This window comes from Microbacterium sp. CFBP 13617, assembly GCF_014839445.1.
In the GTDB taxonomy this organism is placed as follows: Bacteria; Actinomycetota; Actinomycetes; order Actinomycetales; family Microbacteriaceae; genus Microbacterium.
The window spans coordinates 474,518-493,018 of the sequence record NZ_JACYNW010000001.1 but is presented as its reverse complement, the minus strand read 5'-3'; the positions used below and the strand labels follow the sequence as shown (position 1 = coordinate 493,018).

The window sequence follows — 18,501 nt, the reverse complement described above, 5'->3', positions numbered from 1 at the left end:
AACGTCATGTGACGGCCCGTTTCGCCCCGTGACCCCGGGCGTCTGGGAACGGGTGAGGATGGACCAATGACCTCCCCCCAGCGCGTGCGATTCGGCTACTGGACCCCGATCTTCGGCGGGTGGTTGCGCAACGTCGACGACGAGCAGACGCCCGTGTCGTTCGCCCACATCACCGAGATCGCCCGCGCCGCCGAAGAGGGCGGCTTCGACCTGACGCTCATTCCCGAGCTCAACCTGAACGACATCAAGGGCGTCGAAGCCCCGTCGCTCGACGCGTGGGCGGTGACCGCCGGTCTGGCGGCGGTGACCTCTCACCTCGAGCTCATGACGGCGGTGCGCCCGGGGTTTCACAACCCGTTCCACACCGCGAAGCAGGCGGCGACCATCGACGAGATCAGCGGGGGGCGCTTCACGCTGAACGTCGTGTCGGCCTGGTGGGCCGAAGAGGCCAAGCAGTACGACGGCCTGTTCAGCGCGCACGACGACCGTTACGCCCGCACGATCGAGTGGGTCGAGGTGCTGCGGGGCCTGTGGACGCAGACCCCCTTCGCCTACGAGGGCGAGTACTACCGCACCGAGGGCACGTACACCGAACCGAAGCCGCAGGTGCTTCCGCGCCTGTACGCCGGGGGCGAGAGCGAGGCCGGTCGCACCGCGATCACGCGCTTCGCCGACGCGTACCTGACGCACGGCGGCACGCTCGAGGAGCTGTCGACGAAGGTGGCCGACATGCGCCGTCGGCGCTCCGAGGCCGGCGCCTCGCCGTTCGAGGCGTTCGGCATGGCCGCGTACGCGATCGTCCGCGACACCGACGACGAGGCCCAGGCCGAGATCGACCGCATCACCGACGTGCGCGGGGGAGCGGCCTACGGCTCGTACCAGGACTTCGTGACCAAGTCGAAGCTCGACACCCCGGTCGACCTGAAGGAGTACTCGGTGTCGAACCGCGGCCTGCGGCCCAACCTCATCGGCACGCCCGATCAGGTCGCCGAACGCATCGTCGAGTTCGCGAACGTCGGCGTCTCGACCCTGCTGCTGCAGTTCTCGCCGCACCTGCCCGAACTGCAGCGTTTCGCCGCCGACGTCATCCCGCGCGTGCGGCGCCTCGAGGCGCTCCGCGACGCCTGATCGCGCCGCCTTCCCGCTGCGCCCGCGGCTCTCCTGGCGAGGGTCTCGAACACGCCGCGCTCTTCGTGGGCTTCCCCCGCGTTGAGTGTCCAGAACACGCCGCTCAGTCGGGGGGGCTGCGGCGTGTCTTGGACACTCAACGGGGCGGGAGAATGCGGTCTGCGCGTCTCCACGCCGCGCGCGCTACGCGGGCGTCCCCAGCGTTGAGTGTCCAGAACACGCCGCTCAGTCGGGGTGGGGTGCGGCGTGTCTTGGACACTCAACGGGGGGCGGGGGAGTGCGGCGTCGGCGGCAGGCCGCTGAGTTCAACGAAGCCGGAGGCTGACGGATCGGCTCGCCAGGCGGCGCAGCCGGCGTCAGACCGCGCGAAGCGCCTGATCCAGGTCGGCGATGAGGTCTTCGGCATCCTCGAGGCCGATCGACAGACGCACGAGACCGTCGCCGATGCCGAGGCGGTCGCGCGTTTCTTGCGTGAAGCCGAGGTGGGTCGTGGTCGCGGGGTGCAGCGCCATCGAGCGGGTGTCGCCGATGTTCGTCATGCGGCTGAACAGGCGCAGCGCGTCGAAGAACCGCTCTGCGCCGTCGCGGCCCCCGGCCACCGTGAACGAGAATACCGATCCCGAGAGCCCGCCGTAGTCGCGGACGGCGAGCGCGTGCTGCGGGTGCGACGGGAGTCCGGCGTAGTCGACGCTCTCGACGCCCTCGTGCTGCTCGAGCCACGTCGCGATCGTGTGTGCGCTGGCGAGGTGTTGGCGCATGCGCACCGACAATGTCTCCATCCCCTGCTGCAGCAGGAAGCCGTTGAGCGGCGACAGTGCGGGACCGGTGTCGTTGGCGATGCCGAACCGCAGGAAGAACTCGAACGCGCGGGGGCCGAACGCGTCGACGAACGAGGCGTGCTCTGCGATCGGCGTGTCGGTGAGTCCGGGATAGGGGCGATCGGATGCCGCCCAGTCGAACGTTCCGCCGTCGACGACGGCGCCGGCGAGATTGGCGCCGTGACCCGAGAGGAACTTCGTTGCGGAATGCACGACGATGTCGGCGCCGTGTTCGACGGGACGGATCAGGAAGGGGGTCGCGATCGTGTTGTCCACGACGAGGGGGATGCCGTGCCTGCGTGCCACTCGGGCGACGGCGTCGATGTCGACGACGTCGTTCTTCGGGTTCGGCAACGTCTCGGTGAAGATCGCCTTGGTCTCGGGCCGAATGAGGGAGTCCCACTCGCGCTCGTCGCTGGGGTCCCAGACGTAGTCGACGGTGACACCCATGCGCGCGAAGGTGCGGTCGAACAGCACTCGGGTTCCGCTGTAGATGCTCGCGGTCGACACGAGGTGCTCGCCGCTGCCGGCGAGGCCCAGCAGGGCCATGGTGATGGCGGCCTGACCGGAACCGACGACGATCGTGCCGGCCCCGCCTTCGAGCGACGCCAGTCGTGCTTCGGCGACCTGGTTCGTCGGGTTCAGGTTCCGCGAGTACAGGTGCCCCAGGTCGGCGCCGCCGAATCGATCGGTGGCCTCTTGGAACGAGGCGAAACGGTACGCCGCCGACAGGTGCACCGGGGTGATGCGGGAGCCGTGCGTGAGGTCTTCGACCTCACCGGCGTGCACCTGACGCGTCGCGAACCCGAAGCCGTGCCACTCGGTGTGCGGCGGGGCGGCCTCAGCCACGGGCACCCACGACCTCTTGGGGGAGCAGCGCGCCCAGCCAGCGCGCGATGGCACGCGGTCCCGAACGCGGCGCGGTCGCCTCGACGTCGGGGTTGTAGTTGGTGTTGGTGTTCACGTCGTAGGTGACGGTGCGTCCGTCACGGGTCTCGATGAACTCGATCCCGGCGATGCCGACCCCCTCGGCGGCGAGGAAGGCCAAGTAACGGTCGATGAGTGCCTGATCGACGTCATCGCGGAGGCGGAAGAGGGGCTCGGGCTCGACACCGTCGGCTCCGGGCACCGCGCAGGCCTCGGCCGGGCAGAGCTCGAAGCTGCCCGCGCTCGTGTCGACTCGAACGGCGTAGACGAACTCGCCCGCCACGAACTCGGCGCGGGTGATGAACGGCGCCTTCGCGACCAGGAGTTCTTGCAGCAGCGTGATGCCGTCGGGCGACGGCTCGAACTCGGGGGAGGAGACCCATTCCGAGAACTCGGCCACGGAGTCCCAGCGGCGTACGCCGAGGCCCTTGCCTCCCTGGTTGTGCTTGCTGATGAACGGTGCCCCGAACTGCTCGGCCTTCGCGGCGAGATCGTCGACGCCGAACACCGCGACGGTGCGCGGCACATCGATACCGGCGTGACGCAGAGCCGCATGCTGAGCGACCTTGCTGACCTCGAGCTCCAGCACGTCGGCGCCGTTGATGACGGTGCGCCCCCACGACGCCAGCCAGCGCAGCACGGCACGGCCGAACTCCTTGCTGTGCGCGTGATTACGCGTATGCGCCGAGGCACTCAGACGCGACCAGAAGATGCCCTCGGGCGGCTCGACCGACAGGTCGATCGACCCATCGGTGAGCAACCACTCCTCGAACGGCACACCCTCGGCGGTGAACGCCGCCTCGAACGGCGGGAGCCACTGGGGGTTCTCATGGATGACGTAGACCTTGCCCGACATGTGGTCAGGCTAACCCGAGGCTCGGACATCGCGGGTGCGGAGCGTCACCGGAGGACACCCTGAAGATCGTTCGGTCCTCTCAGTGCGTCGTGCCCAACGACGTGTGGGAAAGAGAGGAACGTGTCACGCCGTTCAGCAGAAACACGTCACCAGGGACGCAGGGGCTGACATAGCCAAAGTTGGCGATCCCGGTTCCGAGCCAGAGACTCGAAATGGAACCGTCCTCCCTCACTCCCTGCAGAAAGGGCGGGTCGGAAAGTATGTATCGGACGGGATCAAGATCGCGGTTGACTGCCGTGGCCGCGTCGACACCCAAGGTCGACCATCGCCCGCGAACAAGCTCGATCAAATCTTGAGGTCGTCCGGGAAAATCCGCCGCGAGCCTCGAATCGAGACGCAATTTAACCATTGTCTGCCCATCAGCAATCCCGCAAGATAGCCATTGTTCATCTGTCGACCACCCGTCCTCACCCACGACACCTCGCACAGCGGCGTATAGGTCATTCCCATGAGACAGAACATCGTCGACGGTCATGGCTTCTCCCTCAGATTGATTCGTGGGCGAGCAGCCCGTAAGTGCGATGCACGCCAGGAGAACGATCGTGACTTTCAACCGTCGTCTCACAGTTCGTTCTCACCCCATTTCTTTCCATTTCTCACCGCGCGATCCTCGGCGGTGCCACCCAGAACGAGACGCTCGTCGTTGCCCATCGTTGCGAGCGCCGTGTTGTACATCGAGGTGGTGTTCGACGTGAAGTAGCTGGCGTCCGCCGCCGTCTCCGCCCCGATCGGCCCATGCTTGGACACCGCAAGAAGCTCCTTCCCTTCGACGACTGCGGACTCCGACGAGAACACCGAGGCTCCGAACCCGCCACTCGTCGGGTCTGTGCGTCCGGATAAGACCTGGCCGATCGGGGCCCACTCGTCACGCCTCGATTGCGATGAGAAAACCTGCCCCTCGGGGACATTCAGTGTCGAGGCATCGCCGACTTCGCCAGAAATTCCAGCGGAGCCGAGCATCACGAGGTGATCCGCCTCCGCTTGCTGGAGCGCGAGGGTGGCGACGTCCGTTCCGTAGGAATGCGCAATGACGGAAAGTTCCACCAGAGAACCGTTGCCAGCTGTAACTCGAAGCGATTCCAGGTCGTACGCGAGACTGCGGGCTCCGACTGAGGCTCGGTCATCGGAGATCACTTCTAACGCGTGGCTATCCGGCATGGGTGGGTGATACCCGATCCAGGCAATCACGCCAAGATCATCGCGACCGACGCCGGATAGGCGAGCTTGCTGCCCGGCGAGGGCATCAGCGACCTCCGCGTACGCCTCCATGTCACCCCCGACCGTCGTCCCCATCCCCGGCACGATCACCGAAATGTGATGAGCCCGATCCAGATCGCCCACCGCCACCTGCGCCAACGGGGGCCGGTCGAGCACGAGCGAGGCGAGGGTGTTGCCCGTGGCAGCTCTCCCCAGTGCCTCCAGCGCAGCGACCTGATCGGACTGATCCCAGGGGCTGTTCCTGGCATCCTGGAGCGCTTGCGCGAGCACGATGCGATTCGCGCGGTCCCGAGACGCGTACGCGACGCCGCCCAGGTTCCCGATCACCCCGGGTGCTTCGGTGATGAGCACCTCGCGCACGTCGGGGTCGAGATCGCGCCACCACGGCGCGATGGCCGCAGGGTCGGCCTGTGCGAGCCTCACCACCAGGTCGGGCCGTGCCCTCAGCAGAGCGGTCAGGGCAGACGAATCGAGCGCGGACATCACCGACAGCATGTGCGCCGACGGCACCGCGGTGCGCCCGAGGCCCTCACCGATCGAGACCCAGACCTCGCCTCGCGCGCGAAGCGGCTCGATCAATGCGCGCACCGCGGCCGCAGCGATGTCACCCGCGGCGAGCACGTCGGCGCACGCGTCGGCGAGCATCGCTTCGGCCCGGCGCAGGGCCTCAGCGCGGGAACTCGGCGCTGCGCCCTGATGGCGTGCGTCCGAAATGACCAGCGGCCATCCGCTCGCGAAGGAACGGAACGCGGGTGGCTCGCCACCGTCGGTCGGCAGCGATGAGGCGTAGGCCCATGCCTCGATGGCATCCTGAGCCAGCCCCTGGGCGCGCGACAATGCGCGGCCATAGGTCTGCATCGGTTCGACCAGGGCCTCCAGCGCCTCACCGATCAGCTCCCATCGCCGCGCGATGAGGTCGATCCGCGCGCCGTACGCGTCGGAGGCGCTCCCCGTCCATCCGTCGATCTCGTGCTGTCGCCGAAAGGAGTGAGAGATGTCATCGGCGACCGAAGATCGCTGCCCGCCGAGACGCGCGAGTTCGTAGGCCGCCTCGACGGAGCCGGGAACCAGCTCAGAGGCCAACGTCGTCGCGCCCAGGGCACTCATCGCTGCGCGCCGATGGCGCGGGCGTCTCGTTCGCCGTCGGCATCCGCTCGCTCGTAGATCTGCGCGGTGGCGCGCAGACTCGCTGCCACGGCGTCGATCTGCGTCGTGGCCTCCGTCCAACCGCCCGTCAAGGACTGCAGCAACTCCTCGGCCGCCGCGCTCAGCCGCGCGTGCCCCAGGTTGCGTGTCGGAGTCAACGACGTCTGTGCCCCAGCGTGGTCCGCCGCGGCGTCGAGCACGTACGCCGCACGGCGCAGTGCCTCCGGCTCGACCGTGAATTTCTGCATCCCCGCACGGTACTGAGGTCTGAGCAGTCGCCTCGGGAGTTATCCACAGATCCACCCCTCACGGGGAAAGGTTCGCCCGCGCTCGTCGCGGGAGCGCCGAACTTCACCCATCCACCCCGACCCATGACGAACGTCACCCCCACGACGTGACCCACGCCCCCCGTGCCGACCGTCGTCCCCGACCAGCATGAACACATGACCTCCTCCACCCCCACCCCCGTCGCGATCGACGCGCGGGGCGTCGTCAAGAGCTTCGGCTCCGTCCACGCCGTGCGCGGCGTCGACCTCACCGTCCGTCCGGGCGAGATCGTGGCCTTCCTCGGCCCGAACGGCGCGGGCAAGACCACGACGATCGACATGATCCTCGGCCTCACGAACCCCGACGCCGGCTCCATCCAGGTGTTCGGACACACTCCCCGCGGCGCCGTCGCCCGCGGCCTCGTCTCGGCCGTGCTGCAGACCGGTGGCCTCCTCAAGGACATCACCGTCCGCGAGACGGTGGCCCTCACGGCCAGCCTGTTCGCCGAGAAGCGTCCCGTCGACGAAGCCCTCGAGCGGGCCGGCATCCAGAGTCTGGCGAACCGTCGCGTGGGCCTGTGCTCCGGGGGCGAGCAGCAGCGACTCCGTTTCGCGATGGCCCTCGTGAGCGATCCCGCACTGTTGATCCTCGACGAACCGACCACCGGTATGGACGTGGAGGCGCGCCGCTCGTTCTGGAGCGCGATCCGGGCGGATGCCGCCCGCGGACGCACCGTCATGTTCGCCACCCACTACCTCGACGAGGCCGACGAGTACGCCGATCGCATCGTGCTGATGAGCCGCGGTCGGATCGTCGCCGACGGGAGCACCGCCGAGATCAAGAATCTCGTCTCGGGTCGGGTCGTCCAGCTGACGCTCCCGGATGCCGACCTCACGGCGCTCGCGTCGATTCCGGGCGTCGATTCGGTCGAGGCCGCCGGCGAGCGCGTCACGATCCACACGCGTGATTCCGATGAGCTCGCCCGACACCTGCTGACCGCCACCCCCGCGCGCGATCTCGAGATCACCGCCCAGAACCTCGAGAGCGTCTTCCTCGCCCTCACCGCCGACGCCGCGGAACCCGCCCTGAACGGAGCAGTCCGATGACCGCCATCACCCTCGACCGACCGGTGCCCGCCCTCGGCGGGTTCACGCTCACCTATCTGCGCCTCGAGCTGATGCGCAAGATCCGCAACCCGCGCGGGTTGTTCTTCACCGTGGCGTTCCCCGTGCTGATGTTCTTCATCGTCGGGTATCAGCTGCTCGACGAACCGCTGACGGCGACTCCGGTGGCATCCGGGGGAGTGTCGGTGGCCGCGTACATCATGGTGTCGATGGCGATGTACGGAGCGATGATGTCGGCGACCCAGACCGGGGCGTCCGTCGCCGCCGAACGCGCGCAGGGGTGGACGCGGCAGTTGCGCCTCACGCCGCTGAACCCTGTCGTCAATGTCGCCGTGAAGACGATCGCGGGCATGATGTTCGGTCTCGTCGCCATCGTCGCGACCTACGTCGTCGCCATGTTCTCGGGCGTCGAGTTGTCGGCATCCCAGTGGATCGTGTCGGGCCTGGCCGCGTGGCTGCTCGCCGGTGCGGTCTTCACGACGCTCGGGCTCATGGTCGGCTACATGGTGCCCGGTGAGAACGTCGCGCAGATCACGAGCCTGGTCGTCGTTCTGCTGTCGTTCCTGGGCGGCCTGTTCTTCCCGCTGTCGAACATGCCGGACTTCCTGCAGGTCATCGGCAAGCTGACGCCCGTGTACGGCATCGGTGAGCTGGCGCGGTCACCGCTGACGGGGGATGCCTTCGACATCGGCGCCCTGATCAATGCGGTCGTCTGGCTCGCGGTGTTCGTCACGGGCACGGTCGCCTTCTTCCGTCGCGATACGCGGCGAGGGTGAGCGACGAGGGCGTCCTATGGTGAACGTGATGAACGAGCAGGCCGCCCCCGCCGCCGGGTCGGCACCCTCCGCGGGTGCCGGCTTCGCCATGTCGAACCGCGGGTGGTTCATCGGCGCGGGCATGTCTCTCGCCTGGATCGTGCCGACGATGTACACGCTGTGGGCGCAGCCTTCGGCCGTCACCATCGTGCCGACGCTTCTCGTGGCGGTCTTCGGCGGCGCCTTCCTGTGCACGGTTCCGGTGATGCGGCGACTGCAGCCCGGTGCGGTGCGCCTCGTTCCGGCGGCGGTGCTCTTCCTGCTGAGCTTGTCGCTCATTCCGTGGCTCGGCGCCGACGTGCGCTGGTTGTGGACGTTCGTCGGCGTGGCCCTCGCCGTCTCGCGCATGCGGCGCAGCATGCTCTGGATCGCCCTCCTGGTGCTGGCCGGCCTCACCTTCGCCGTGGGGGTGTGGGACGACGCCGACGTCGGCAACAGCGCCCTGAACGCCGCCGTCATCCTCTCGGTGTCGGTGATGATGGCGACTCTCACCGGCAACATCACCACCCTGGCGCGTCTTCGGGCCGCGCAACATCAGGTCGCCGAGCTCGCCGCCGAGCGCGAGCGGGGCCGCGTCGCTCGCGACGTGCACGACATCCTCGGCCACTCCCTGACGGTCATCACGGTCAAAGCCGAGCTGGCGGGGCGACTGATGGATGCCGGATCCCCGGCCGCGCGCGACGAGATCGCCCAGATCGAGCAGCTGGCGCGGGGCGCGTTGGCCGACGTGCGCGCGACGGTGCACGGTTTCCGCGGTGTGAGCATCAGCGGGGAGCTCGCCGCGGCGCGGGCCGCCCTTGAGAGCGCCGGGGTGACGCCCGACCTGCCCGGGTCGACCGAGCAGGTCCCCGCCGATCGTCGGGAGCTCGCCGGATGGGTGGTGCGCGAGTCGGTGACCAACGTCGTACGGCACGCCGGTGCTCACGCGTGCCGCGTGCGTCTGAGCGCCCGCGGTGTCGAGGTCGACGACGACGGATGCGGACCGTCTGCCACGGCATCCTCGGGGTCGGGGCTCACGGGCCTGCGCGAACGCGTCGAGACCGCGGGTGCCCGCCTCACCGTGGGTCGCAGTGATCTCGGCGGGTTCAGAGTGAAAGTCACGTGGTGACGCGATGGTGATCCGGCTTCTCATCGCCGACGACCAGGCTCTGGTGCGCGGTGCCCTCGCCGCCCTGCTCGGGCTCGAGAACGATATCGAGGTCGTCGCCCAGGTCGGGCGCGGCGACGAGGTCGTCGAAGCGGCTCGCGCGTCTCAGGCGACGGTGGCGCTGCTCGACATCGAGATGCCCGGTATCGACGGCATCGCCGCGGCGTCGCTCCTGCGTTCCGAGGTTCCCGGATGCCGTGCCCTCATCGTCACGACCTTCGGCCGGCCGGGCTACCTGGCACGGGCCCTTCAGGCCGGGGCATCGGGCTTCGTCGTGAAGGACACTCCCGCGGCCGAGCTGGCCGATGCCGTGCGGCGCGTGTCGATGGGGCTGCGAGTCGTGGACCCGGCGCTGGCCGTCGAGTCGCTGGCTCAGGGCGACTCGCCCCTCACGGAGCGTGAGACCGACGTGCTCGCCGCAGCGCGGTCGGGCGGATCGATCGCCGACATCGCGCGGATGGTGCACCTGTCGGAGGGCACGGTGAAGAACCATCTCTCCAGTGCGATCGGCAAGACCGGCGGGCGCAATCGGGCGGACGCCGTGCGAGTGGCTGTCGACCGGGGCTGGCTCTAGCCGCGACGCGGTCGTGCGGGTGCGTCGGGCAGGAAGAGTGCCAGCGCGACCAGGGGAGACGCCACGATGCCGGTCACCGCTGTCGCGACGGACCAGGAGCCGTCGATGTACAGCGTCCGCCCACCGCCGCCCGGGTCCTTCGTTCCCTTGTAGGTGACGAGGTAGGGGACGACGATGGTCGTCGCCGCCTCGGTCGCGACGATGGCCAGCAGCATCAGCCCGGTCGCCACCAGGGCCGCGGCGATGAGCGGGGCCAGGACGAGGGCGAACGCGCGACCGGCGCTGAACTTCATGGGGGCACCCTCCGCGCGAGCCGCTCGCGCGGCTGCCGGGTCTCCTGCCCGGACCGACGACACGCTAACGGCGCCCGCTTCCGCCGCCGAGGGGGGTGGGCGCCGTTTTCGCCCGACGCCGTGGCGTTTTCGCCCGTGAGCCGTCATTCGTGCCGATCGAACCCTTCGCGGGTCGAGCAGGGAGAGCCCGGCAATCGCGGGTGGCGCGGGTGGTTCCGCCCGCCGGGCGGGTGAAACAGGCGCTCTCACCGCCGCGGCGATGGAACACTGGCGAGTCGACCAGACCTCGAGAGAACGAAGCTCCCCGTGCAGAACACCGTCGACATCTCGCTCATCATCTGCGTCTACGCGGTGGTGATCGGCGCGGGCTGGGGCACGCTGGTCGACCCACTCCGGCCGGCGTCCTCCTGGATAGCCGCTGGCGGAGCGGTGCTGACGGGGTTCCTGATCGCCGGCCTCGCTCCCGCCGCGGTGATGTCCGCCCCGCTCCTCGTTCTCGCGTTCAGTGTCGCGACCTTCCTTCGCGACCGCCGGTGGCGCCGCAGCCTCATTCCGGGAGAGTCGTCACCCCGAACGCCACCGCCTCCTGCTCCGTCAGCATCCGCGAGCGAATGAGGAATCGCATGCCCGTCGGACCCTCCACCGAGAAGCCCGCCCCGCGCCCGGGCACGACGTCGATCGTCAGGTGCGTGAACTTCCAGTACTCGAACTGCGACTCCGACATGTAGACCTCGATGGGGTCGTCGAGGCCCACGTCGATGGTGCCCAACAGCACGTCGCTCGGACCCGTGAGGAACATTCCCACCGGGTAACACATCGGCGAGCTGCCGTCGCAGCAGCCGCCGGACTGGTGGAACATCAGTGGGCCGTGCTTGACCGTCAGGTCGCGCAGGAGCGCGGCCGCGGCATCCGTCACGTCGACGCGGGAGAGTTCTGGCATCCGTTCCGTCCTTCTTTCACCACCGTGTCCCACTTGGTGCAGAAAGTAGGTGTCCGATCTGCACGAAGTGGGACACGGCGCGCCCATCAGCAGGACTCAGAAGAAGCCCATGGCCCCATCGGCATACGACACCAGCAGGTTCTTCGTCTGCTGGTAGTGGTCGAGCATCTTCAGGTGGTTCTCGCGGCCGATGCCGGACTGCTTGTACCCGCCGAACGCGGCGTGCGCGGGGTACTGGTGGTAGGTGTTCGTCCACACACGCCCGGCTTCGATGGCGCGGCCGGCACGGTAGGCGGTGTCGCCACTGCGGCTCCACACACCCGCGCCGAGGCCGTACAGCGTGTCATTGGCGATCGAGATCGCGTCGTCGAAGTCGTCGAACGAGGTCACCGACAGGACGGGACCGAAGATCTCCTCCTGGAAGATGCGCATGTCGTTCGTTCCCTCGAACACCGTCGGCGCCATGTAATAGCCGTCCGTCAGATCGCCGCCGAGATCGACGCGTTCGCCACCCGTCAGCAGCTTCGCGCCGCCCGCCTTGCCGATGTCGATGTACGACAGGATCTTCTCGAGCTGGTCGTTCGACGCCTGTGCGCCGATCATCGTCTCGGGGTCGAGCGGATTGCCCTGGCGCACCTTCTTCACGCGCTCGAGGCCGTCACCGAGGAACTGGTCGTAGATCGACCGCTGGATGAGCGAGCGCGACGGACACGTGCACACCTCGCCCTGATTCAGCGCGAACATCGTGAAGCCCTCGAGCGCCTTGTCGTAGTACGCGTCGTCGCTGCGCAGGGCGACGTCTTCGAAGAACACGTTCGGGCTCTTGCCGCCGAGTTCCAGCGTCACCGGGATGAGGTTCTGCGAGGCGTACTGCATGATCAGACGCCCCGTGGTGGTCTCACCGGTGAACGCGATCTTGCGGATGCGCTTGTGCTGCGCCAGCGGTGCCCCCGCCTCGATGCCGAAGCCGTTGACGATGTTCACGACGCCCGCCGGCAGCAGGTCGCCGATGATGTCGAACAGGAACAGCAGCGATGCCGGGGTCTGCTCGGCCGGCTTGATCACGACGCAGTTGCCCGCGGCGAGCGCCGGCGCCAGCTTCCAGGCGGCCATGAGGATGGGGAAGTTCCACGGGATGATCTGCCCGACCACACCGAGCGGTTCGTTGAAGTGGTAGGCCACCGTGTTCTCGTCGAGCTGGCTGAGCGAGCCCTCCTGGGCCCGCAGCACGCCCGCGAAGTAGCGGAAGTGGTCGACGGTCAGCGGGATGTCGGCGGCGAGCGTCTCGCGCACCGGCTTGCCGTTCTCCCACGTCTCGGCGACGGCGATCTTCTCGAGGTTCTCTTCGATGCGGTCGGCGATCTTGTTCAGGATGACGCTGCGCTCGGCGGGAGTGGTCTTCTTCCACGACGCGAACGCCTTCCAGCCGGCCTCGACCGCGCGGTCGATGTCGTGCGCGTCGCCGCGTCCGACCTCGCAGAACGGCTTGCCGGTGACCGGGGTGATGTTCTCGAAGTACTCGCCGCTGTGCGGTTCGACCCATTCGCCGCCGATGTAGTGCCCGTACCGCGAGCGGTACTCGGCGACGGCTCCGCGGGTTCCGGGAGCGGCGTAGACGCTCGAGACGCCTTCTTCGACGATGGTCATGCGTGTCTCCTTCGACGGTCATGAGTCGCCGCGACGGCTTCGGGCGGCGATGCGCCGACGCTACGCCGGGGGAGGTTGCATCCGGTTGCACCCGGGACGCACGCGCGGGCGGACGGCGGCGTAGCCGTCCCAACGAGACCGCACCCGTTTGCCGAGACCGCACCCGATTGGCGGCAAACGCATGCGTCCTCGTCAAAAGGATGCGGTTCCGATCACCCGCCGTCCGTCCGCCGCCCGGGGTGGGCACGCGCGGCGAGCGAACGCCACCGGGTCCGACGCGGGGACCGCGGCCCCCGCACGCACCGACAACGGATGCCACGACCCCGAGGCCGTGGCATCCGTTCAGCGCGAGAGGCTACGCGTCGGCGTCAGCCAACACCGACCGGAGCGGCGGAACGTTGACCTCGTGCAGGTCGACGCCGTCGAGGCGCTCGATGCTCTGCACGCGCGGCGCGATGACGCGATCGTCGGCGACGATCCAGCTGCCGACCAGCAGGAACCGGTCGTTGCCGGCCGTGATCGGTCCGGTGAGCGCGAAGGTCTGGTGCGTGGGGGTGAGGAACGTCACGCGGACGGGCGTGCCGTGGGGGAGGGTCGAGGGATCGACGACGTCGGCGCCCAGAGCGGCCTCGGGCTGTTCGATGCCCACGTCGATGCGCTGGATCTCGGAGCTCGTGGCGAGGATGACATCACCGACGAGCGGCTGACCGCCCACGCCGATGCGCACGGTGCCCTCGAGGGCGTACAGGCCGTAGCGGGGGGAGCGGACGATGACCCGGGCGATATCGCCGGCCTTCACCTCGGCGAGGGCCTCGCGAATGCGCCCCACGTCGCGACGGGCGCGAGCTGCCGAGAAGATGTCGAGCGTTTCTTCGTCCATATGTTCAGCGTAACGAGGGGTTCCGACATCGGGAACGCCCGCGGCCCATCGCCGGGCGAACACCCGGCGAACGGTGGCCCGCTCACGCCCGCTCGAGCCGTTCCAAACGCGCGACGAGCCCCGAGCGCTTCGGGGAACGCGGGGGGAGCATGCCCAGACACAGCCGTAGCACCTCCTCGTCGTCGCACGCCTCGGCGGTCTCGGCATAAGCGAGCAGCACGTCGACGCTCGCCTCGGCGATGAGCGCTTCGCGCAGCGCCGAGCGCACCGACTCGCGCACCTCGACGACCCCCGGTGCGTCCGACTCCGGCAGCACCGAGCCCGCGTACGCCGCCAATGCCACCCGGTGCGCTCCGCGATCGAGCAACGACAGCACGTGCTGCGCGTCGGTCTCGAGATCCTCCAGCAGGCGATAGGGGCGGGATGCCGGAACCAGACGCGACGCGACGGGGACGAGCGCGCGGCGCAAGCGCACCATCTCGGGCCGCAGCGTCTCGACGGCGGGGTGTCCGTAGACCGCTTCGCTCAGCGCCTCGGCCGACAGCCCTTCTCGGTGCACGGCGAGAAGCAGCAGGATCTCGGCGTGCCGCGCGCTGAGTTCCCGCACCGCCCCATCCACCTCCAGCAGCGCACGATCGCGACCCAGGATGCGCAGCAACGCGCGCGACGGCGCCGCCCGCTTCGGCGCGGGTGGATGCTGCGCGCGCAGTCGCGCGACGAGGATCTCGCTCTCGATCGCGCGGGCCGTGGCATCCACCAGCAGTTGAGCCTGGGGCGTCACGGCCTCGGGCCCGCCCGTGACGTCGATCACACCGATCAGGCGCCGCGTCTCGGGATCGTGCACGGGAGCCGCGGTGCACGACCACGGCTGCACGAGCCGGTTGAAGTGCTCGGCGCCGCGGATCTGCACCGACCGGTCCAGGGTGAGCGCCGTTCCCGGGGCCGAGGTGCCCACGGCGTCCTCCGCCCAGTTCGCGCCCGCGACGAAACCCATGTCGCCGGTGAGCGTGCGGATGTGCCTGTCGCCCTCGACCCACAGCAGGCGCCCGGCAGCGTCTCCGACGGCGACCACGACGCCCGATTCCTCGGCCGTGCCGGGCAGCAGGAGCGACCGCACCATGTCCATCACCCCCGCCAACGGATGGGCGCGACGATAGGCCTCGAGCTCATCGCTGGCGAGCTCGAGCGAGGGAAGCCCCTCGGGTCCGACCAGCGACGCCAGCGACCGCCGCCACGAGTCCTGCACGAGCGGCCGCACGTCGTCGAGGCGTCGATCCTCGTTGCCGGCGAGCAGCTCGTCGTGGGCGCGCGCGATCAACAGTCCCGAGGTCTCGGGAGAGATGGCCGGTCGCGACCAGGAAGAGGACACAGGACTCCCATCGGCGGTGACGGAGGTGGGTCTCAGTGTAGGTCGACGGCCGGGTCGAGGGGAGGGGTCGGGCGTTTCGGGGCGCGAGCGGTGCACCGGGGCGGTCAGTGAGCACCCCGCTGCACGAAACGTTCCCCGGATGCCTCTCATCCGAAGCGGGCAGCACGCACCCCGAGCGTCGTCGTCAGACGAACGGCGTTACCCCCGCGTCGCCCACCACTGCCGCAGCCGCTTCTCGGCCTCGTCTTCGCCGAGTACGCCCTCGTCGAGGCGCAGCTCGAGCAGGAACCGGTAGGCCTCGCCCACCTCACGACCGGGCTTCACACCCAGCACCTCTTGAATGCGGTTGCCGTCGAGCTCGGGGCGGATCGCGTCGATCTGCTCCTGCTCGCGCAGGGCCGAGATGCGGTTCTCGATGTCGTCGTACGCGGATGCCAGGCGATGAGCCTTGCGCTTGTTGCGCGTGGTCACGTCGGCCCGCGTGAGGATGTGCAGGCGTTCGAGCTCGTCGCCGGCGTCGCGCACGTAGCGTCGGACCGCGGAGTCCGTCCAGGCGCCCTCGGCGTAGCCGAAGAACCGCAGGTGCAGTTCGACCAGGCGTGAGACGACGGTCGTGGTGTTCGCGTCGAAGCGCAGCGCCTGCAGACGCTTGCGGGCCAGGCGTGCGCCCTTGATGTCGTGGTGGTGGAAGGTCACGCCGCCGCCCGGCTCCAGGCGCCGCGTCGCGGGTTTGCCGATGTCGTGCAGCAGCGCCGCGAGACGCAGCGGCACATCGGGGGCGGCATCCGGGTGCCGTTCCTTCTCGAGCGCGATGGCTTGGCGCAGCACGGTGAGCGAGTGCTCGTAGACGTCTTTGTGGTGGTGGTGCTCATCGACCTCGAGGCGCAGCGCCGGTACCTCGGGCAGGAACTCGTCGATCAGGCCGGTCTCGACCAGCACCCGGATACCGCGGACGGGGTCGTCGGTCTGGAGCAGCCGTACGAGCTCGGCCTGCACGCGCTCGGGGCTGACGATCTGCAGCGAGGCGCGCAGCTCGACGATGGCGGCGAGCGTGTCGGGGTCGAGGGTGAACTCGAGCTGCGACGCGAATCGGGCTCCGCGCAGCATGCGCAGGGGGTCGTCGCCGAAGCTCACCGCGGGATCGATGGGGGTGCGCAGGCGCTGGGCCAGCAGGTCTTCGACGCCGCCCGTCGGATCGACGAGGGTGCGGGCGGGAACCCGCAGCGCCATGGCGTTGACCGTGAAGTCGCGGCGGTTGAGATCGGCCTCGAGCGTGTCACCGAACTCGACCGTGGGCTTGCGGGTGACGCCGTCGTAGCTGTCGGCCCGGTAGGTCGTGATCTCGACCTGCTCGCCCTTCACCCTCGCCCCGATGGTGCCGAAGGCCCGACCGACGTCCCACTGCACCGACGACACCGGCTTCACCAGGGCGAGGATCTCGTCGGGACGGGCGTCGGTGGTGAAGTCGAAGTCGTGGGTGATCCGGCCCAGCAACGCGTCGCGGACGGGTCCCCCGACCAGGGCCAGGTCGCGACCGGCGTCGGCGAAGACGCGGGCGAGCGTGGCGACCACGGGGTGGGCCGCCAGCTCCTCCAGGCGCGCGAGACCGTCGACCATGTTCAGCATGCCTTCGAGCCTATCCGGGGCCGCCGACAGCCACCGCAGACGTGCTCCGCGCCAGACGCGAGGGCCGACGGCACCCTGTCCGCAGACACCGGCGGGTGTCAGTCGTCGGCGAAGTCCACGAACCCGGTCACCAGCAACTCACGTACACGCGGGAGTAGGTCGACGCGGAGGGCCTCGGCATCCACCTCGAGCAACTGCGCGATCGCGTCGACGAGCACGCCCACCGACAGATCGCCGTCGCACGCGCCCACGAGCGCCGCCAACGCGGGGTCGACCTCGAGCGTGCGCGCGAAGCCCCCGCCTTGGCGCAACTCGATGACCGAGGGGTCCTCTTCACCCGGTCGGTGGTGCCGGGCCTCGGTCACGTCGGGGGCGACGCGCAGCACGCTGTCGGCCAGGCTCTCGTCGTCGAGCAGCGCCGCGCGATCGTGCGCGGCGAGGCAGGCGGCAAGGTGCGACCCGAACCACGCCTCGCCGCCGCCGTCGACCCGCTCGAAGCGGGCGAGCGTGGGGGCTCCGGCGAGCGGCTTGCGCACGAGCACGTAGCCGAAACCGATGCCGGTCACCCCCCGCTCGGCGAAGTCGTCGAGCCAGGCGTCGATCAGCCGCGCGTACGCGGGGGTGCCGGCGACCGTGCCGCCGTCGCGCACCCACAGTTCGGCGTAGGCGAGCGGATCGAGCACCTGCCGTTCGACGACCCAGGCGTCCATCGACGTTCCGATCCAGTCGCGCACCCGATCAAGTCCCGACTCGCCCTCGCGGTACTCCCAGTTGCCGAGCGACTGCGCGACACCGCCGGGGGACAGGTGCGCGCCCACACCGCCCATGACCGACGCGACGAGCGCGTCCCCTTCGAGACCACCGTCACGGTATTCGTACGCCGGAACACCGGCCACGCGGGGAGTGATGACGAACGGGGGATTGGAGGCCACGCGGTCGAACGTCTCGCCGGCGACGGGTTCGAAGAGCGAGCCGTGCCGCGTCTCGATGCCGTCGACGTCGTTGAGCAGGGCGTTCAGCCGGGTGAACCGCAGCGCGCGCTCCGAGATGTCGGTCGCGACGACGTGGTCGACCAGACGACGCAACCGCAGGGCCTGGATGCCGCACCCCGTGCCGAGATCGAGGGCGGTGTGCGCGCGACGCGTGAGTTGCAGCCGCGCCAGGGTCTCGGAGGCGCCCCCCACCCCGAGCACGTGGTTCTCGGGGAGCGGGCCCTCGAGCGCCGACTCGTCGAGATCACTCGCGATCCACCATTCGACGTCGCCCTGGTCGTCGGAGAACCCCTGCGGGCGCAGCAGCACCGCCGGGGTGACCGCATCGCCCGACCCCTCGATGAGACCCAGAGCCACGGCTCCGTCGACACGCAGCGCGGGCAGCGCCGCCTCGACGTCGCCGCGTGCCACGGGCAGTCCCAGACCCCAGAGGCGTCCCAGCACGGCCAACGCGTCACCCCGGTCACCCAGAGCGCGCGTGGCGGGGCGACGCAGGCCGCGGGCGAGAGCGTCGTCGGCCTGGGCCCCCCACGCCTCTCGCAGTGCAGCGCTGGCGAAGCCCGCCGCACGGAGGTCGTCGGCGAGGGCGCGGCACAGCAGGGCGTCGGGTTCGGGGAGCACCGGTCCATTCAACCGTCTGCGCGGGGCTATCGGGGGGCTCCGAGGTGCGCGGG

General features: G+C 69.4%; 17 protein-coding genes. 5 read left to right on the top strand and 12 right to left on the bottom strand.

Annotation, left to right across the window (positions count from 1 at the left end):
• The first annotated feature begins 66 nt into the window (after nucleotides 1-66).
• Nucleotides 67-1,128: an LLM class flavin-dependent oxidoreductase gene (locus tag IFU40_RS02105; protein ID WP_194716727.1), complete on the top strand. Its 1,062-nt coding sequence runs from the start codon at nucleotides 67-69 to the stop codon at nucleotides 1,126-1,128.
• A gap of 356 nt (nucleotides 1,129-1,484) precedes the next feature.
• Here IFU40_RS02105 and IFU40_RS02100 read toward each other — a convergent pair whose 3' ends face one another.
• The 5 genes from IFU40_RS02100 to IFU40_RS02080 all read right to left on the bottom strand — a co-directional run bounded on the left by IFU40_RS02100 (nucleotide 1,485) and on the right by IFU40_RS02080 (nucleotide 6,401).
• Nucleotides 1,485-2,795 carry a PLP-dependent transferase gene (locus IFU40_RS02100; RefSeq protein ID WP_191925545.1) on the bottom strand — a complete coding sequence of 437 codons (1,311 nt, stop codon included), beginning with the start codon at nucleotides 2,793-2,795 and terminating at the stop codon, nucleotides 1,485-1,487.
• Nucleotides 2,788-3,729: an ATP-grasp domain-containing protein gene (locus tag IFU40_RS02095; protein WP_191925204.1), complete on the bottom strand. Its 942-nt coding sequence runs from the start codon at nucleotides 3,727-3,729 to the stop codon at nucleotides 2,788-2,790. Before IFU40_RS02095 ends, IFU40_RS02100 begins: the two co-directional genes overlap by 8 nt.
• Before the next feature lie 79 nt (nucleotides 3,730-3,808).
• Nucleotides 3,809-4,264 carry a hypothetical protein gene (locus tag IFU40_RS02090; RefSeq protein ID WP_191925203.1) on the bottom strand — a complete coding sequence of 152 codons (456 nt, stop codon included), beginning with the start codon at nucleotides 4,262-4,264 and terminating at the stop codon, nucleotides 3,809-3,811.
• 86 nt (nucleotides 4,265-4,350) lie between these two features.
• Nucleotides 4,351-6,114, bottom strand: coding sequence for an alpha/beta hydrolase (locus IFU40_RS02085; RefSeq protein ID WP_191925202.1), 1,764 nt, complete (start codon nucleotides 6,112-6,114; stop codon nucleotides 4,351-4,353).
• Nucleotides 6,111-6,401: a type VII secretion target gene (locus tag IFU40_RS02080; RefSeq protein ID WP_191925201.1), complete on the bottom strand. Its 291-nt coding sequence runs from the start codon at nucleotides 6,399-6,401 to the stop codon at nucleotides 6,111-6,113. Before IFU40_RS02080 ends, IFU40_RS02085 begins: the two co-directional genes overlap by 4 nt.
• A gap of 195 nt (nucleotides 6,402-6,596) precedes the next feature.
• On the opposite strand from IFU40_RS02080, the gene IFU40_RS02075 reads away from it, so the two are divergent.
• The 4 genes from IFU40_RS02075 to IFU40_RS02060 are packed head-to-tail and all read left to right on the top strand — an operon-like array spanning nucleotide 6,597 to nucleotide 10,080.
• Entirely contained in the window at nucleotides 6,597-7,526 is a 930-nt protein-coding gene (locus IFU40_RS02075) for an ABC transporter ATP-binding protein (protein WP_070409928.1), read from the top strand.
• Complete coding sequence (locus IFU40_RS02070; RefSeq protein WP_191925200.1) at nucleotides 7,523-8,320, top strand: ABC transporter permease; 798 nt, start codon at nucleotides 7,523-7,525, stop codon at nucleotides 8,318-8,320. The genes IFU40_RS02075 and IFU40_RS02070 overlap by 4 nt, the downstream gene beginning before the upstream one ends.
• Nucleotides 8,321-8,348: 28 nt before the next feature.
• Nucleotides 8,349-9,467 carry a sensor histidine kinase gene (locus IFU40_RS02065; RefSeq protein ID WP_249404021.1) on the top strand — a complete coding sequence of 373 codons (1,119 nt, stop codon included), beginning with the start codon at nucleotides 8,349-8,351 and terminating at the stop codon, nucleotides 9,465-9,467.
• A 7-nt stretch (nucleotides 9,468-9,474) separates the two neighbouring features.
• On the top strand, nucleotides 9,475-10,080 hold the full coding sequence (locus IFU40_RS02060) for a response regulator transcription factor (RefSeq protein ID WP_082509391.1): 606 nt from the start codon (nucleotides 9,475-9,477) through the stop codon (nucleotides 10,078-10,080).
• On the opposite strand, the gene IFU40_RS02055 is transcribed toward IFU40_RS02060, so the two are convergent.
• The 7 genes from IFU40_RS02055 to IFU40_RS02025 form a co-directional block, all read right to left on the bottom strand.
• Nucleotides 10,077-10,373, bottom strand: coding sequence for a hypothetical protein (locus IFU40_RS02055; RefSeq protein WP_191925199.1), 297 nt, complete (start codon nucleotides 10,371-10,373; stop codon nucleotides 10,077-10,079). The two genes, IFU40_RS02060 and IFU40_RS02055, sit on opposite strands and share 4 nt — an antisense overlap.
• Nucleotides 10,374-10,920: 547 nt before the next feature.
• On the bottom strand, nucleotides 10,921-11,313 hold the full coding sequence (locus IFU40_RS02050) for a DUF779 domain-containing protein (RefSeq protein ID WP_191925198.1): 393 nt from the start codon (nucleotides 11,311-11,313) through the stop codon (nucleotides 10,921-10,923).
• Nucleotides 11,314-11,409: 96 nt separating this feature from the next.
• Nucleotides 11,410-12,960, bottom strand: coding sequence for an acetaldehyde dehydrogenase ExaC (gene exaC / locus IFU40_RS02045; protein WP_055832360.1), 1,551 nt, complete (start codon nucleotides 12,958-12,960; stop codon nucleotides 11,410-11,412).
• A 355-nt stretch (nucleotides 12,961-13,315) separates the two neighbouring features.
• Nucleotides 13,316-13,840: a hypothetical protein gene (locus IFU40_RS02040; RefSeq protein ID WP_055832358.1), complete on the bottom strand. Its 525-nt coding sequence runs from the start codon at nucleotides 13,838-13,840 to the stop codon at nucleotides 13,316-13,318.
• A gap of 82 nt (nucleotides 13,841-13,922) precedes the next feature.
• Entirely contained in the window at nucleotides 13,923-15,209 is a 1,287-nt protein-coding gene (locus tag IFU40_RS02035) for a GAF domain-containing protein (RefSeq protein WP_191925197.1), read from the bottom strand.
• 198 nt (nucleotides 15,210-15,407) lie between these two features.
• On the bottom strand, nucleotides 15,408-16,835 hold the full coding sequence (locus IFU40_RS02030; protein ID WP_191925196.1) for a CCA tRNA nucleotidyltransferase: 1,428 nt from the start codon (nucleotides 16,833-16,835) through the stop codon (nucleotides 15,408-15,410).
• Nucleotides 16,836-16,933: 98 nt separating this feature from the next.
• On the bottom strand, nucleotides 16,934-18,448 hold the full coding sequence (locus IFU40_RS02025) for a DUF7059 domain-containing protein (RefSeq protein WP_191925195.1): 1,515 nt from the start codon (nucleotides 18,446-18,448) through the stop codon (nucleotides 16,934-16,936).
• Between the last annotated feature and the right edge of the window lie 53 nt (nucleotides 18,449-18,501).